Origin of the sequence: uncultured Psychromonas sp., from assembly GCF_947489755.1 — a bacterium.
Lineage (GTDB): Bacteria > Pseudomonadota > Gammaproteobacteria > Enterobacterales > Psychromonadaceae > Psychromonas.
In genome coordinates this window covers 43,307-58,826 of the sequence record NZ_CANLFB010000015.1, presented here as the reverse complement: position 1 = coordinate 58,826, position 15,520 = coordinate 43,307, and the positions used below count along the sequence as shown (strand labels likewise).

Annotated in this window: 15 protein-coding genes; 12 read left to right on the top strand and 3 right to left on the bottom strand. The window is 35.4% G+C overall.

Annotated elements, in window-relative coordinates; translation table 11 throughout:
• Positions 1–74: 74 nt before the first annotated feature.
• The 4 genes from Q0794_RS10120 to Q0794_RS10105 all read left to right on the top strand — a co-directional run bounded on the left by Q0794_RS10120 (position 75) and on the right by Q0794_RS10105 (position 2,318).
• Positions 75–758 carry a LysE family translocator gene (locus Q0794_RS10120; RefSeq protein ID WP_298941600.1) on the top strand — a complete coding sequence of 228 codons (684 nt, stop codon included), beginning with the start codon at positions 75–77 and terminating at the stop codon, positions 756–758.
• A 45-nt stretch (positions 759–803) separates the two neighbouring features.
• Positions 804–1,202, top strand: a complete 399-nt coding sequence (locus Q0794_RS10115; RefSeq protein ID WP_298941599.1) for an NUDIX domain-containing protein — start codon at positions 804–806, stop codon at positions 1,200–1,202.
• Between the two features lie 172 nt (positions 1,203–1,374).
• Positions 1,375–1,842: a hypothetical protein gene (locus Q0794_RS10110; RefSeq protein WP_298941598.1), complete on the top strand. Its 468-nt coding sequence runs from the start codon at positions 1,375–1,377 to the stop codon at positions 1,840–1,842.
• A gap of 62 nt (positions 1,843–1,904) precedes the next feature.
• A complete protein-coding gene (locus Q0794_RS10105; RefSeq protein WP_298941597.1) occupies positions 1,905–2,318 on the top strand; it encodes a GFA family protein in 414 nt (137 codons plus the stop codon).
• A gap of 177 nt (positions 2,319–2,495) precedes the next feature.
• Here Q0794_RS10105 and Q0794_RS10100 read toward each other — a convergent pair whose 3' ends face one another.
• The gene (locus tag Q0794_RS10100) at positions 2,496–3,692 is read right to left on the bottom strand and encodes an MFS transporter (RefSeq protein ID WP_298941596.1); all 1,197 of its coding nucleotides are present in this window, start codon (positions 3,690–3,692) and stop codon (positions 2,496–2,498) included.
• Between the two features lie 217 nt (positions 3,693–3,909).
• Here Q0794_RS10100 and Q0794_RS10095 point away from each other — a divergent pair, with 217 nt between their 5' ends.
• The 4 genes from Q0794_RS10095 (at position 3,910) to Q0794_RS10080 (ending at position 7,631) form a co-directional block, all read left to right on the top strand.
• Positions 3,910–5,769, top strand: a complete 1,860-nt coding sequence (locus Q0794_RS10095) for a VWA domain-containing protein (protein WP_298941595.1) — start codon at positions 3,910–3,912, stop codon at positions 5,767–5,769.
• Between the two features lie 62 nt (positions 5,770–5,831).
• Positions 5,832–6,428, top strand: coding sequence for a sigma-70 family RNA polymerase sigma factor (locus Q0794_RS10090; protein WP_298941594.1), 597 nt, complete (start codon positions 5,832–5,834; stop codon positions 6,426–6,428).
• Complete coding sequence (locus Q0794_RS10085; RefSeq protein ID WP_298941593.1) at positions 6,428–7,102, top strand: hypothetical protein; 675 nt, start codon at positions 6,428–6,430, stop codon at positions 7,100–7,102. The genes Q0794_RS10090 and Q0794_RS10085 overlap by 1 nt, the downstream gene beginning before the upstream one ends.
• A 76-nt stretch (positions 7,103–7,178) precedes the next feature.
• Positions 7,179–7,631 carry an AAA family ATPase gene (locus tag Q0794_RS10080; protein WP_298941592.1) on the top strand — a complete coding sequence of 151 codons (453 nt, stop codon included), beginning with the start codon at positions 7,179–7,181 and terminating at the stop codon, positions 7,629–7,631.
• 155 nt (positions 7,632–7,786) lie between these two features.
• Here Q0794_RS10080 and Q0794_RS10075 read toward each other — a convergent pair whose 3' ends face one another.
• Complete coding sequence (locus Q0794_RS10075; protein ID WP_298941591.1) at positions 7,787–8,167, bottom strand: PaaI family thioesterase; 381 nt, start codon at positions 8,165–8,167, stop codon at positions 7,787–7,789.
• Positions 8,168–8,541: 374 nt separating this feature from the next.
• On the opposite strand from Q0794_RS10075, the gene Q0794_RS10070 reads away from it, so the two are divergent.
• Entirely contained in the window at positions 8,542–9,507 is a 966-nt protein-coding gene (locus Q0794_RS10070; protein ID WP_298941590.1) for a sensor domain-containing diguanylate cyclase, read from the top strand.
• Positions 9,508–9,760: 253 nt separating this feature from the next.
• Here the strand turns inward: Q0794_RS10070 and Q0794_RS10065 are convergent, their stop codons facing one another.
• Positions 9,761–10,354, bottom strand: a complete 594-nt coding sequence (locus Q0794_RS10065) for a phosphoribosyltransferase family protein (protein ID WP_298941589.1) — start codon at positions 10,352–10,354, stop codon at positions 9,761–9,763.
• A gap of 119 nt (positions 10,355–10,473) precedes the next feature.
• Between Q0794_RS10065 and Q0794_RS10060 the strand changes: the two genes are divergently transcribed.
• The 3 genes from Q0794_RS10060 to ushA all read left to right on the top strand — a co-directional run bounded on the left by Q0794_RS10060 (position 10,474) and on the right by ushA (position 15,359).
• Positions 10,474–11,052, top strand: a complete 579-nt coding sequence (locus tag Q0794_RS10060) for a phosphoribosyltransferase family protein (protein ID WP_298941588.1) — start codon at positions 10,474–10,476, stop codon at positions 11,050–11,052.
• A gap of 295 nt (positions 11,053–11,347) precedes the next feature.
• Positions 11,348–12,976 carry a methyl-accepting chemotaxis protein gene (locus Q0794_RS10055; protein WP_298941587.1) on the top strand — a complete coding sequence of 543 codons (1,629 nt, stop codon included), beginning with the start codon at positions 11,348–11,350 and terminating at the stop codon, positions 12,974–12,976.
• Positions 12,977–13,709: 733 nt separating this feature from the next.
• Positions 13,710–15,359 (top strand): bifunctional UDP-sugar hydrolase/5'-nucleotidase UshA, encoded by a 1,650-nt coding sequence (gene ushA / locus Q0794_RS10050; protein ID WP_298941586.1) that lies wholly within the window; start codon positions 13,710–13,712, stop codon positions 15,357–15,359.
• The last annotated feature ends 161 nt before the right edge of the window (positions 15,360–15,520 follow it).

Here is a 15,520-nt window from a genome sequence, read left to right as displayed (position 1 = left end):
AAAGTCACGTGTAAATTTAGAGCAATAAATAAAAAACAATAATAAAAATTAAGTTAAATGATGGAGTTAGATAAATGGAATTAAGTACTTGGCTAGTTTATGTCAGCGTTATTAGCGTACTGATATTTAGTCCCGGACCTTCCGCGCTATTATGTATTTCCGATGGTGTTAAATTCGGCAACAAAAAAACACTCCCTACCATTTTGGGTGGCGCTATTGCTGCATTATTACTGATGACTCTTTCAGCTGTTGGCCTTGGCGCTATTCTAGTCGCTTCTGAGACACTTTTCTTTGTGATCAAAGTATTGGGTGCAGGGTATTTATTGTATCTAGGATGGAGCGCTTGGAGAGAAAAGACTATAGAGAATAACGTTGATACAACATCCATATGTTGTACAGAGCCTGAGATAGATGTCGATAAAAATAAAAAACCTGTCGCTTACTCTGCTTATTTATTATTTAGAAAAGGTTTTATGGTGGGTATCAGCAACCCTAAAGATCTATTATTTTTTATTGCATTATTCCCTAGTTTTATGAATGCTGATTTACCACAAATTGAACAATATGCCGTACTCGCTAGCACTTGGTTTTTTATAGATTGCACCTCCATGTTTATGTACGCTGGGTTAGGTACAAAAATAAGCCCTCTATTAACAAAACCAAGTACGATGAAAATTGTTAACCGAACAGTTGGTAGTGTGTTTATTGTATTGGGCAGTGTCTTGGCAATATCAGCAGGAATGAGTAGAAAAAGCTAAGTGAATAAGGATGTTTACACTTGATAGTTATATTTTGGGATAGTTATGAAAAAAGAAATTGATAAGTTAGCTTGGCTATATATTTACGAGGGCAAGTTATTAAATGCTCGTTCTATAAACAAAAAGCTTTTTTATCTTCCAGGTGGAAAACGTGAGTTAGGCGAGTCTGATGAAGCGGCATTAATACGTGAAATTAAAGAAGAAATTTCTATTGATTTAGTGCCTGAATCAATCAAATACGCTGGCACTTTTAAAGCAAAAGCTGACGGTCGGGCTGATGATGTCATGGTTAAATTAACTTGTTATTTTGCTGAGTTCAAAGGGCGCTTAGCCCCAGCAGCAGAAATAGAAGAAATTCAATTTATTGATTACGATAATAAAGCCCTTTGTTCACTTGGATCAATTAAAGTCATAGAGTGGCTGAAAGAACAAAAGTTAATGTAGAACAAAGTTCTATATAAAATAAAGCTTAATATAATAGAAAAGAGGTGATGTTGACGTTATATCACTCCTATCACTTTATTTTATTTACTTTATTAACGCTAACAAGTTGTGTCTGTATTTTTCGAATCGGTTAATCAGATACAACGTTAAGCGTAAATATAAGGCGCTTTGTATGGAACATCATTACTTTGTTATTGCACGTGCATTACATGTCGTCGCTGTTGTACTTTGGATTGGTGGCGTAGGTTTTGTTACTACGGTACTGATTCCGGCTATTAGAAAAAGCACTTCCACCGAGAACAGATTAAGCTTATTTGAGACGTTAGAACATCAGTTTGGCTTTCAAGCTAAATTAACCACTTTAGTGACTGGGTTGTCTGGTTTTTATATGTTGTACGTATTGAATGGATGGGCATCGATGCAATGGTGGATTCATTTAATGCTATTCATTTGGGTACTATTTATGCTGGTCTTATTTGTGCTTGAGCCTTTATTTTTACATAAATGGTTTCATCTACAAGCACAGAAAAATAGCGATAGAGCATTTCAATATTTGCAGTTGATGCACACCATTTTATTATCAATTAGTTTAGTTGCTGTTTTTGCTGGTGTCGCAGGCGTACATGGTTTGTTTTATTAAATAAATTGAATCAAGATCGTATTTGGCTAAGGCATGTAATTGTTAAACTTATTAAGGTTTTTATGAAAATTAATGGTCAATGCCATTGTGGTGAGATTCAATATACTGCTGAAGTTGATCAAAACAAAGTGATCGCTTGCCATTGTTCTGATTGCCAAGAGATCTCTAGTGGTCCTTTTCGTATTGCAGTAATGACATTACCTAATAGTGTTATTTTTACTGTAGGGAAGCCTAAAGAGTACATAAAAATAGCAGAAAGTGGTAATAAGCGAGCGCAAGGCTTTTGTGAAAATTGTGGTACAACACTTTATGCTACATCGGTAGGTGATGGCGATAAAATATATGGTTTACGTATTGGCGCTATCAAACAACGAGAACAACTAATACCTAAAGTACAAATCTGGTGTCGTTCTGCAGCTCTATGGCTTAAAGAACTCAGCGACATTAATGCTTTTGATACTGTCCCCACTATTTAAAAAATAGTTATCCATTTATTATTTGAATCCAAGTAACTTAACCAAGTCACTTAACTAAGCCCCATTATGGGTGTTGCATCGCTTTGCTTATCCACAACTGAGGTTACTTAGTTAAGTGTGATTATAAGTTAAGTTTGATCATAAATAGTAATTAGCTTGTCTATAATAAGTATAAGTTTAAGCATGTTCATGTAAAGTGACATTTCGTCCACCTAAATATCCAAATACACCACATAATAAGCTCGCTAAAGCACATAACCACAATACAGGAGCCCAACTGTCAAAGTGTGAATGTAAAGCTCCCGCAAACATTGGGCCGATGGCAGCTAGTAAATAGCCTACACATTGTGCCATTCCTGATAATGACGCTGCTTGACTTGAATGATGAGTGCGTAAGCTTATGTAAGATAAGCCTAAAATAAAAATAGCACCGGCACAAAAACCTAAGGTTGTTGACCAAATAAAAGCAAAGTGAGGGAAGTACAATAAACCTAAAGCACAAATAAAGCCTAAAATTGCCAACGATAACGCGAGTATTCGTTGATCTTTTAATTTTGATAACAAAGGTATTAGGATTATTCCTGGTACAGCAGAGGCCATTTGAAACGCGCCATGTAATACACCTGCTTGTTGGGCACTGTGACCACCTTCCATTAATATATTTGGCAACCAAGCAATCATCACGTAGGTAAAAAAGGAATTGAGACCGAGACACAAGGTCACGTACCAGGCAATGGAATGATGCCAAATTTTACCTTTGGTATGTGATTGAGTGAGGTCTTTCGTCGGTTTTGTATGCAATTTTAATTGCGGTAACCAAATAATAATACTGAATAACGTAATTAAACCATAACAAGCTAATGCGACTTGCCAACCAAGATCTTTATAAGCCGCTAATGGGATAAGTAACGCCGAATAACTACCTGCAAAAATGCCCATTGCTAATACGTAAGCAGACGTCATCACGGCTACTTTATGTGGAAAATCACGTTTAATTAAACTCGGTAATAAAACATTACCAATCGCAATACCCACTCCAATGACAGCGGTTCCGATATAAAGCACAACTACTGAATCAATTAGGCGTGTGCTTAGTCCTAAACCAACCAATAATAATGCAATAAATAATGATATCTCTAGTCCTTGCTTTTTAGCTAAGGTCGTTGCCATTGGAGAGGCAATTGCAAAGGCGAGAAGAGGAAGAGTTGTTAACATACCTGCTTGAGAAGCCGTTAATTGAAAGCTGTTGATGACCTGATCTAGCACAGGGCCAATACCTGTGATTGGACCTCGTAAATTGGCGGCTATCAATAAAATACCTAATACTAAAATAATTGAGGCCAAACGAGAGCGAGTTGGCGAAGCTGAATTCATTACAATATCCCACAGTGAGAAAAAGACGGGATATGATAACAGACAAGTAATTTTTATTCGTATCAAATCCTTTTATGTTTTATTAATATAAAAAATACTTTTATAGATTCGCATAGTAAGCGCTTAATATAAGTATTTTTAAATATTTTTTAACCCCATTTTATAAAGTCATCCGTTTATAGCAGTAACAATACTGTTTTATTTAAAAGGTGATTTTATGAATAATACTCCTCGAGCTATGTTTGTTACGTCCACTGCTGCGTTAATAAGTACAGCGAATAGCGCATTTAATTTTAATATTTTTCCCCATTCAAAATGTAAGTTAACAACGCTTAGCTTGCTAATGTTAACTAGTTTAACGGCTTGTAATCAAAGCTATGATGAAAAAGATAAGCCAATAAAAGCTGAAGATGCTAACGGAGTAGTACAAGAGAATATAGCGGTTGAAGAATTTCAACAAGAAAAGGAGGCTTTGGATCAAAATACGTTAAAAAATAATCATGTCTTATCATCAAAAGAACGGCATGTTACTCGTCTGTCTCGTGTAAAGAAAATGGAAAATTCCCATCCTATTTTGCTAGCTAATGATACTCTCGTTAATAAACTTGTACCTTCGATATTACCTATTTTCAGCAAGCCTCAAGACCGAGAACATTATTTAAGCTCGATACAGAACCCTGTTAAACAAGTGAGTATCGATCCCATTTCTACTTTTTCAATTGATGTTGATACAGGCAGTTATAGTAATAGTCGTCGTTTTTTAAACAATGGCAAGTTACCTCCTAATGATGCGGTGAGAGAGGAAGCGTTCATTAATTATTTCAATTACGATTATACTTCTCCTGCCAATATAGAGGTGCCTTTTAAAGTATATACTGAAGTCGGTAATGCACCTTGGAATGAGCAACGACAATTAATTAAAATTGGTATCAAAGGGTTCGAGGTGGCAAAAGTTGATTTAAAATCTGCTAATTTAGTTTTTTTATTAGATGTTTCTGGGTCAATGAACACCCCTGGTAAATTACCACTTCTGACATCAAGCCTTACGATGCTAACGAAACAACTCGATGAAAGTGATTCTGTTGCCATTGTTGTTTATGCTGGTGCTGCTGGAGTCGTTTTGCCTGCAACACCGGGTAATAACCATCAAATAATCACTCAAGCGCTTAACCAGTTATCTGCTGGTGGTTCAACCAACGGGGCACAAGGGATTGAACTTGCTTACCAAATTGCTGAAAAGAACTTTAAAAAGGGGGGAGTAAATCGAGTGATTTTAGCAACCGATGGCGATTTCAATGTCGGTACGCAATCGATTGATAAGCTTAAGGCATTAATCACTAAAAAGCGCCAAACCGGTATTGCATTAACCACCTTAGGTTTTGGTCAAGGTAACTATAATGATGGTTTGATGGAACAATTAGCCAATATTGGTAATGGCCAACATGCTTACATTGATACTATTAATGAAGCACGTAAAGTATTAGTAGATGAGTTGACGAGTACCATGCAGATTATCGCTAAAGATGTAAAAATCCAAGTGGAATTTAATCCTCAACAAGTTGCTGAGTATCGATTGATTGGTTATCAAAATCGCTTATTAGCCGATGAAGATTTTAATAATGATAAAGTCGATGCCGCTGAACTGGGTGCCGGTCATGCGGTAACGGCGCTTTATGAAGTCACTTTAGTAGGATCGAATAATAAACAAATAGACGATCGACGTTACCAGGATTTTAGATCTCAACCCAAGCGTAATAATAAAGAAAAAGGGTCAACATCAAATAATCAGGAACTAGCCTTTGTTAAGGTCCGTTATAAACAACCGCATAGTGATAGCAGCCAATTGATCAGTCAACCTATCTTTACAGAAGAGTTATTAAATAAGTCGACCAGTAAGGACTTTCAGTTTTCAGCTGCGGTTGCTGGATTTACACAATTACTTAAAGGTGCAAAATATACTAACCAATGGCAATATCAGGATTGTATTGATTTAGCCATTAAGAATAAAGGTGAAGATCACTTTGGTTATCGTGCTGAATTTATCCAGCTAGTACGTACAGCACAAGCATTGCAGTAAAACGCTTAAAATCGCATTATTTTTAAGTAAAGCCTTCAAGTAAAAATACAGTAAAGGGACTTATGACAGAGATCGTTGACGAAAGCTTAATGTTGCAATACGCACAGGGCGATGGACACGCTTTTACTGCTTTGTATACTCGCCATAAAGATAGTTTATATCGTTATTTTTTAAGGCAAAGTGCTACGCCGGAATTAGCTGAAGAACTTTACCAAAATGTGTGGAATAAATTAATTAAAGCGCGTTCGACTTATCAAGTCAGCAGTAAATTTACTACTTGGTTATATCGTATTGCGCATAATGAATTAATTGATCATTACCGTCGTCATTCAACTGAAAATAAAGTGATTACATTGAATGTTGAAGATAAAGAAACTGAAGTGCCTAATGAAACAGAAGCGGGGTACTTAGCCGATCTACAACAGAAAAATATTGATGAACAATTATACTTGTCGCAGCAAGCAAAACATTTAAAGTGGTGTTTGAAGCAATTACCTAGACAACAAAAAGAAGCTTTTTTATTGAAGCATGAATCTGGTTTCACCCTCAATGAGATTGCTAAGTTAGTTGGGGAATCAAGTGAAGGCGTGAAAAGTCGGATTCGTTATGGCATCAATAAGTTAAAGCATTGCCTAATGCATAAAATGGGGAAAGTATAATGAGTGAAAAATTTACTGACCATGATATTGCAAGGTTTTATAGTGAAGGCGCAACTGAAAAGCCGAGTGCTGAACTAGATGCTAAAATATTAGCGCTAGCAAAAACTCCAGTAGAAACAAAGACTCAAACTCCTTTAAAGCCTATTGCCTCTATAAAAAAACCAGCGCTATATCAAACTTGGTATGGACAGCTTTCAACAGCAGCTTCATTGGTGTTAGTGACAATACTATATCTGCATAATAGTGATTCATTTCATGAACCTGCTGATAACGAAAATAAACGAGAGACTCATCAATTAATGGAAACAGAAGCAACTGGGCTTTCATCGATTAAAGCGACTGGGCAGCCCGTCAATAATTCGCTTCAAAAAAGTATTAAACAGAGGGTAAGTATTGAAAAACGAAGACAAAAAGAAGTCTCCGATATTATGACTGATTCAACGTTGCCATCAGTCTCAGCAGACAGTGAAATGACTCAATTAAATAAAGTGAAATCAATAAGTAAAATGACACCGGAAGGCGCTTTAGAAGTAATGGCAACTTTTAATAAAATAGATGACTTATTAGCGACAGAGCAAAGAGAAAAGGCAAGGGAACGGCTCAACGAATTATTGCAAAAGTATCCACAATTAAAAGCAGATCTGCATGCTCGTTATATGAATCTATTAAAGTGAAAGAGTAGTGAACCTTTTTCATAATAAACTGTTAGAATACTGGCAGAAAAAATAATGAGTTTAAATAGGAAAATAAATGTTAATAGTAGATTACCAAAGCAAGAGCTATCACCGTTTTTTAAATGATATGCCGCAAATTGCAAACCATAAAACACGTTTTTTAATTACGTTTAATGGCGCTAATGAAAGTGATTTAGCCGCTGTTTCTGCTGACTTAACATCATATACAAAAAGCACAGTGCAACAAACAACGGCAATTGTTGATAAAGCATCTGAAAGTACTGTTGCTGAGTTATTTACCGAGGCTCGCACTAGTCGAAATATATTATTGTTTGAAAACTCAGATCTATTATTTGATAAAAAAACGGAAGTAAAAAAATCACACGAACGTGATAATGGATTTGATTTGAATAATCTATTTAAAAATATCGCAAAGCATAACGGTATGGTTATTCTAGCGACTGATAAAAAGCAAACTTTGAGTGCGACTATGTCGACGAAGATGGACGTTGTTATCCGCTTTAGATAGTTTGATTGTTATTTTATGACTGCGGCTAATTAGCTGCAGTCATTTAAAAAGTAGGTCTGTGTCGCAAGAGGAAAATATTAGTTTTGACTTCGACTGGTACTACTACCTTCTACCTTCACTTTTTTTATATTAACGTTTTTCATTTCTGATTATATTTAACCATCATTAATAATCGCATAAGTCCCTGTTGCATAAGCAATGAGAGAGCCTTCATCATGCAATTCTATTGTGACAAATGAAGTGGTACGACCTTGGCGCTTAATTGATGCTGAAGCTAATAAGTATTTCCCTAATGCAGGTTTTAAATAGTTTATTTTTATTTCCATTGTCACCGCAGTAAAGCCATCTTCAAGTCCTGAAACCGCAGCATACCAACCTGTATTATCCATTAACGTTGATATAACGCCTCCATGTACAAAGCCTTTATGTTGTAAATGGTAAGGCTCTACATGTAACTCAACCTCTGCTTCACCTTTAGAAAAGCTTTTTAATGAAGCACCAGTATGTTTAAGAAATGGGAAATTAATATCCTTCATGCATTATTCCTTTGTTAAATTTAAATTAGGTTCAGAAAATAAAAAGTAATAAGATTTTCTGGCTTACTGCTGCGACCTATAAAAATGAGTATATGGATATATCATTGTTTTTACTATGCTCTTTTAGTACTAGGGAGAAAAGGAATTAAGAATAGTGATTCATCATTCGTTTTAACAAATGGAACATATTTAACTTACTATCATTAAAGTAGAGGTGTTATGGTCGTACCATTACTTTTATTTTATACTAAAGTTACAAAAGAAAGACCGTATATAAAACGATGTAAAAAGAAAAATTGTATGGTTATTTTGATTTCAGTGTGTTGTCGACTTTACAGCCGAAGTAAATACTTAAATTAATGTCAGGGCTATTTATGAAACAAGCAGATATACCATTAAATGAAAAAGAACGTATTAAAGCGCTCAAATCTATTAATGTACTTGATACCGCTGCCGAAGAACGCTTCGATCGCATTACGCGTATGGCGAAAAGAATGTTTAATGTGCCTATTGCATTGATTTCGTTAGTTGATGAGAATCGTCAATGGTTTAAATCTTGTATTGGTTTAGATATTCGAGAAGCCTCTCGAGAAATCTCTTTCTGTGGACATGCAATATTAGGCGATGACGTTTTTATTATTCCAGCTGCCAGCAAAGATGAACGTTTTTTTGATAACCCGATGGTGGTTGACGAACCTCATGCTGAATTTTATGCTGGTTGCCCGTTAATCGTGAATGGCTATCGCTTAGGGACATTATGCCTTGTGGATCATATTGAACGGACCTTTAATAATGACGATATCGCTGCACTGAAAGATCTTGCGGCTACGGTAGCCTTAGAACTTTCTGCTGTACAAATAGCAACGCATGATGACCTTACTGGCCTGTTAAACAGACGAGGTTTCCTTTCTATGGCACACAATACATTAAGTTTAAGCGTTAGAAATAAATTTCCCGTTACATTAGCTTATTTAGACTTAGATAAGTTTAAAGCGATTAATGATGATTTTGGTCATGCGACGGGCGATCTCGTGCTAAGTACATTTTCTACGTTATTAAGTAGCTCTTTTAGAGAATCAGATATTATTGCAAGATTGGGTGGGGATGAATTTGTTGTGTTACTGAGCAGCACTTCAGTGATAGAGGCGAAAAAGGTTATTGATCAGTTTGAAACCACGTTACAGTCTTACTTAGAGCAGAAAGAACCCGCATTAGATGTTTCATTTTCATTTGGCATCGCAGAATTTGATCACAAAAAGCATGAAACGATTGAAGCATTATTATCTGATGCAGATACAAAAATGTATGAATATAAACATGCTAGAAAGAAGAGTGAGTAGATTGGTTGCTAAGGTTTCAGAATTTATGTGTAGAGGCTTTTTTAGGGCCGAGCGTTGAGAGTTTAGCTTTAAGCAAGTTAGGTTAAGTATAGTAATGAAACATTAAGCCTATTATCTATAATCTCTTTACTACAATCTATTTTCTACAACCTATTTTTTACAGTACAGTACAGTACAGTACTGCTGGCGGCCGTTCTCAATAGTAGAGTTGCAACCAGCGTATTTTTTAATTATTTACTTTCAATTGTTTGTTTTAATTTTTAATAAATAATTCAGGATTAATAGAAGGGTAAGCAAATGATTTATGCTGCTGGATCTCTTCAAGTGATAAACCTTGTAATTCATAAGGAAAAACAACCCAGTCATCAGTTGCATTCACAAAATAATCTGGACCACTATTCTCAGGTAATGATGCTTTCTTCCAAACCGTTGCAATTCTCACATCAGCAGGCATATTACGTTTAAGCCTTGCTTTTAGCTCGTTAATTACCGCATCTGCATTTTTTCCTGAACGATACATATCATCAACGATCAGTAATTTATCATCAGCATTTAATTTTTTAACTAAATAAGTTAATCCGTGTACATGGATAGGTTGATCGCCATCAGCTTGTTGATGGTAACTATCAACACCACCGTATGAAGTTCGAATAGAAATGTGGTCGGTTTGTACACCTAGAGTCTGTAAACATTCTTGTACGTAGATACCAACTGAACTACCGCCACGCCATAAACCAACAATAAAGGTTGGTTTAAAATCACTGGCCATAATCTGTGTTGCTAGCTGAAATGACTCCTCGATTAACGTGTCTTCATCTAAAAATATTTTTTCACCATATTTAGCCAAGAAATCACCCATTTAATATGTTATGTTTGCAGGATTTTGAATCAAAAAATTAGAACATAAAGAAGATTTTTATTCAATCTTTAGTGGCACTATCTTTAATGTTTTTACTTGGAACTAACATGGCTGATAAACAATATTTAACTGCGCAAAACCTATTAGAAGATTCTTATGCTTTAGCTCGTAATATTCTAGATAGTGACTTTAAACCTACTTTTATTGTTGCCGTCTGGCGAGGTGGGGCGCCAATCGGTATAGCTGTTCAGGAGTTTCTTGCCGTTCATGGTATTCAATCAGATCATATCGCGATTAGAACTTCTTCGTATGCTGCCGCAATCGATCAACAACAAAAAGAAGTGAAAGTGCATGGTTTAAACTATTTAATTAAGAACCTTCAACATCATGATAAGTTATTATTAGTTGATGATGTATATGATACGGGCCGTTCTATCGAAGCAATTATCAAAGAGCTACATAGAAAAACCAGATTGAATATGCCAGAAGATGTCAGAATTGCAGTACCTTATTACAAACCAACACGTAATCAGACAGACCGTGTCCCTGATTATTATCTACATGAAACAGATGCTTGGTTAAAATATCCACATTCGTTAGAAGGGTTGTCAGCAGAAGATATCGCTGTGAAACGTCCTCGTTTATATGAAATTATCAAAGATTTTTTGCCTGCTAAAAATCAATAAATAGTTTATTAAATTGCATTTGTGATTAATCAAGTGCAATGACCTTCATTTTAAAACTTAATTTAAGCTTGAAACCTCTAATATGTATTGGCTACTTTTCTTAATCAAAGATAGGTTATATAACCCCGTTCATTTCTTTTTATAACTTGTTCATCATTCCTCTATTTAAAATATCTTATTAAATATATATAAATATAAGTATTTATTTGATTTTTAAATGGATAATTAACCAATTAACCACTAGGCTAAAAGATTAAATAAGTATTTTCATTCACTTTATTCTTGAGCAAAAAATATGACGATTAATTTACGGTTGGTTATTGGTTTTGGTGTCGTTATTTTAATGATGCTTGTTCTTAATTTCATCAGTATTCATCGGGTCAACTTCATCGATTCCACTATCACCGAAATAACCGATCACAATTCTGTTAAACAACGATATGCGATTAATTTTCGAGGCAGTGTTCATGACCGCGCGATTACATTACGCGACATATCACTAACAAGAACTCAAGGAGAGCTTGATAGTACTATTCAAGATATGAAAGATCTTGGTGAGGTTTATCAAAAATCAGCGCTTGATATGAATGATATTATGTCATCTGAGGCTGCAGTAACAGCTGAAGAGAAGCGTATTTATTCAAAAATAAACAATATTGAGTCGCAAACATTACCCTTAGTTGCTCTCATTATTGAGGCCAAACAGGTTAATAATATCAAGTTAGCCAACGAGATTCTATTTAACCAAGCTAAGCCCGCTTTCATTCAATGGTTAGCATCAATCAATGAATTTATTGACTATCAAGAAATGGCTAATCAAAAAGCGACTAAAGAAGTCAGATTAGTAGCCAGTTCATTTCAAAGTTGGATGCTTAGTTTAACAAGTTTAGCTATTTTCATTGGGTTATTTGTGGCTTATAGAATCAGCTTCCAAGTAAAACAATCTGTTGGTGGTGATCCTCAAGAGGCCGCTAAAGTGGTTTCTAAAATTTCCCAAGGTGATTTAACAGGGGTAATTATTTCTTGTTGCCCTAAAAGTATGATGGCATCAATTAGTGTGATGCAACAACAGTTAAAAACAACTGTGAATAGCATTATTTCATCTTCTGCGGAGTTATCTGAACGAGCTATCTCAGTCACGGCGGGTTCTATGCAAGCACTTAATGCTGCGGATAAGCAAGTTGCTCAAACTTATGAAGCTAAAAATCATTTAGAGTCAATGAGTAACAGTATTGATGCTGTTGTTGAAACAGTAAGACAAACGGAAGATAATTCAAAATCTACCGTAGAACTCTCTCAACGTAGTAGAGACGCAGTGTTAAATGTAGCAACAGAAATTGAAAAAATTTCAACTACAGTCAATGCAACGGTCTCGCAAGTTAATATATTACAACAAAGAACACGTGAAATTGGTGAAATAATTAACGTGATTAGAAGCATTTCAGATCAAACAAATTTATTAGCATTAAATGCAGCAATTGAAGCCGCTCGCGCAGGTGAAACAGGTCGAGGCTTTGCTGTTGTCGCTGATGAAGTTCGACAGCTTGCTATAAGAACAGGTGATGCGACAGGTGAAATTGAAGCGATGATTAACCAAGTACAAGGTGATACGCAAGCCTCTGTGACGGCAATGGAAACGACGGTTCCTCAAGTTGAAAAAGGGTTAACCTTAACGCATCAAGCTAATGAATTACTCAATGATATACAGCGACAGGCTGATGACTCATTAACTAAAGTATTAGAAGTGGTTAGTGCAACTAATGAGCAAGTGGCGACAATTTATGATGTAACAAAAGGGATGGAAGAAATCTCTGTGATGTCTAAAGAAACAAGTGAAACACTAAAAAATAATGTCGCTCAAGCTGAGTTGTTGGAAACATTATCTAAAACACTTAAAAAAGACACTAATTACTTTACTGTTTAAATAACCTAACGAAGAAATTCGCTTAAATAGTGGTGTTGTATCGTTTTTCTTAACCGGAACTGAGGTTAAATATAACCTCATTTTTAAAATTATTTTCAGGGGCTTGATAGAGCCTCTGTTTAAATCGACTATTTACGTTTAAGTTTAGGCTAATAACACTATACAGTTTCTTTGTATCCATCTTATTGAATGATTTATATCTTACACTCTGGGGAATAATTAATGCCCTTAGCCTCCCCTTTATTTTTAACTTTTATCGATATTTTATAACCTGCCTTTTAGGTTTTTAGAACCCACTTAGTTCTCCTTTTTAGACTTTAAACCCTTTAATGCCTCCTTGTTGATTATCAATCTGATTATGTGTTTTACAATTAAATTTCATTTATTAATAAATTTAAAGTCATTTTTTATGCTTTTTATAAAAAATTAAAAGCAAGTTAGGCACCAATACAGAGCGTTAATTGACCTTTTGGTCAGTATATGAACAATGCTCTACCTTTGATTCACCTTACCTAATAAATTTTACGAGACTTTAAATCCTCAAATGAGGGCGTAATGAGCACCAAAAAAGAGCGTTGATAAATTTTTAAATAAGAATATTCGCTATTGATCTTAGGTTTTATTTATTAGATGGTGTAACACTAAATGGATTTTTTATAATTATAAAAAAATATAAAAACACATAAAAATTTAAAGTTACAAGACTATTTATTGAATTTAAAGGATTAGATCTATGAATAACAAACGCTTCATTGCGGCAAGCATTGCGTCTCTAATATTGACCGGATGTTCAACTCTCTCTTCGACTACCGCCACTCAACAAAAATGGCTGCAAGATAAAGAATATAGTCTCACCATCCTCCATACTAATGATAACCACGGGCACTTTTGGCAAAATAAATATGGCGAACGTGGCATGGCTGCACGTGCAACCTTAGTTAATCATATTCGAGCTGAAGTTGAAGCTGCTGGAGGTTCTGTATTATTACTCTCTGGTGGTGATATTAATACTGGTGTGCCTGAGTCTGATCTTTTAGATGCTGAACCTGACTTTGTTGGCATGAATATGATTGGTTATGATGCGATGGCAGTCGGTAACCATGAGTTTGATAATCCTCTTGATGTACTTGCTAAACAGGCTGACTGGGCAAACTTTCCTTTCCTTGCGGCGAACATATACAAAGATGGTCAACGCATGTTTGATGCTTACAAAATCTTTGATAAAGACGGCGTTAAAATCGCTGTTATTGGATTAACCACAGAAGACACCGCTAAAATCGGAAATCCAGAATTTATTAAAGGTGTGCAATTTACTGACCCTAAAGTCGAAGCTAAATTGGTGATTGCTGAACTTAAAGCCAAATATAATCCTGATATCATTATTGCTGCAACGCACATGGGACACTATTTAAATGGTGACAATGGCTCGAATGCACCTGGCGATGTTCAATTAGCACGTTATCTTGATGAAGGTTCTCTCGATATGATTGTGGGCGGGCACTCTCAAGAGCCTGTTTGTATGGAAGGAAAAAATGTCTATGCAGACTTCAAAGCAGGGCAAGTCTGTAAACCGGATGTTCAAAATGGCACGTATATCGTACAAGCACATGAATGGGGTAAGTATGTAGGACGCGCTGATTACACATTTAAAAATGGTGACCTTGAATTACAATCTTATAACCTCATTCCAGTCAATTTAAAGAAGAAAGTAACAGACTCTGACGGTAATAAAACACGTGTGTTTATTCAAGATGAAATCCAACAAGATGAAGCGGTATTTAACACATTAAAACCATTCCAAGAGCAAGGACAAGCCGCTTTAAATAGTGTGATTGGGCATAGTAATGGTGTGTTACAAGGTGAACGTAAAGTTGTCCGTAATAATCAAACTAACTTAGGACGTTTAATTGCTACTGCACACATGCAACGTGCTCAAGCTGATTTTTCTGTTATGAATTCTGGTGGTATTCGTGCTTCGATTGAAGAAGGTGATATTTCTTATAAAAGTGTTTTAACGGTTCAACCCTTTGCCAATACAATTACTTATGTTGATATGACAGGAGGCGAAGTCATTGCTTACCTTAATCAGGTCGCCACAAAAAGCAAAGATTCTGGTGCGTATGCACAATTTGCCGGAATTACAATGACGGTTACTGATAAACAGGTTAGTAATATTGTTATTGGCGATAAGCCGATTGATTTAAATCGTACTTATCGTTTTACTGTTCCATCATTTAATGCTGCCGGTGGCGATGGTTATCCAAAACTCTCTGAACATTCCTCTTACGTTAATACCGGTTATGTTGATGCTGAAGTTTTGAAAGATTTTATCCAGAAAAACTCACCGATTAATATCGCTGACTTCGTACCAAAAAATGAATAAATTGTTTAATTAAGGTACATATTAATCAATATTTCGTAATAAAAAATACCCAATTATTTAGTTACATATAACTGTCACAAACGCATGGTAGCTTCATGCGCATTGTGATTGTTGATACTTTTAAATTTATCAAAGCATTAGTAATACAGTACTACAAATTT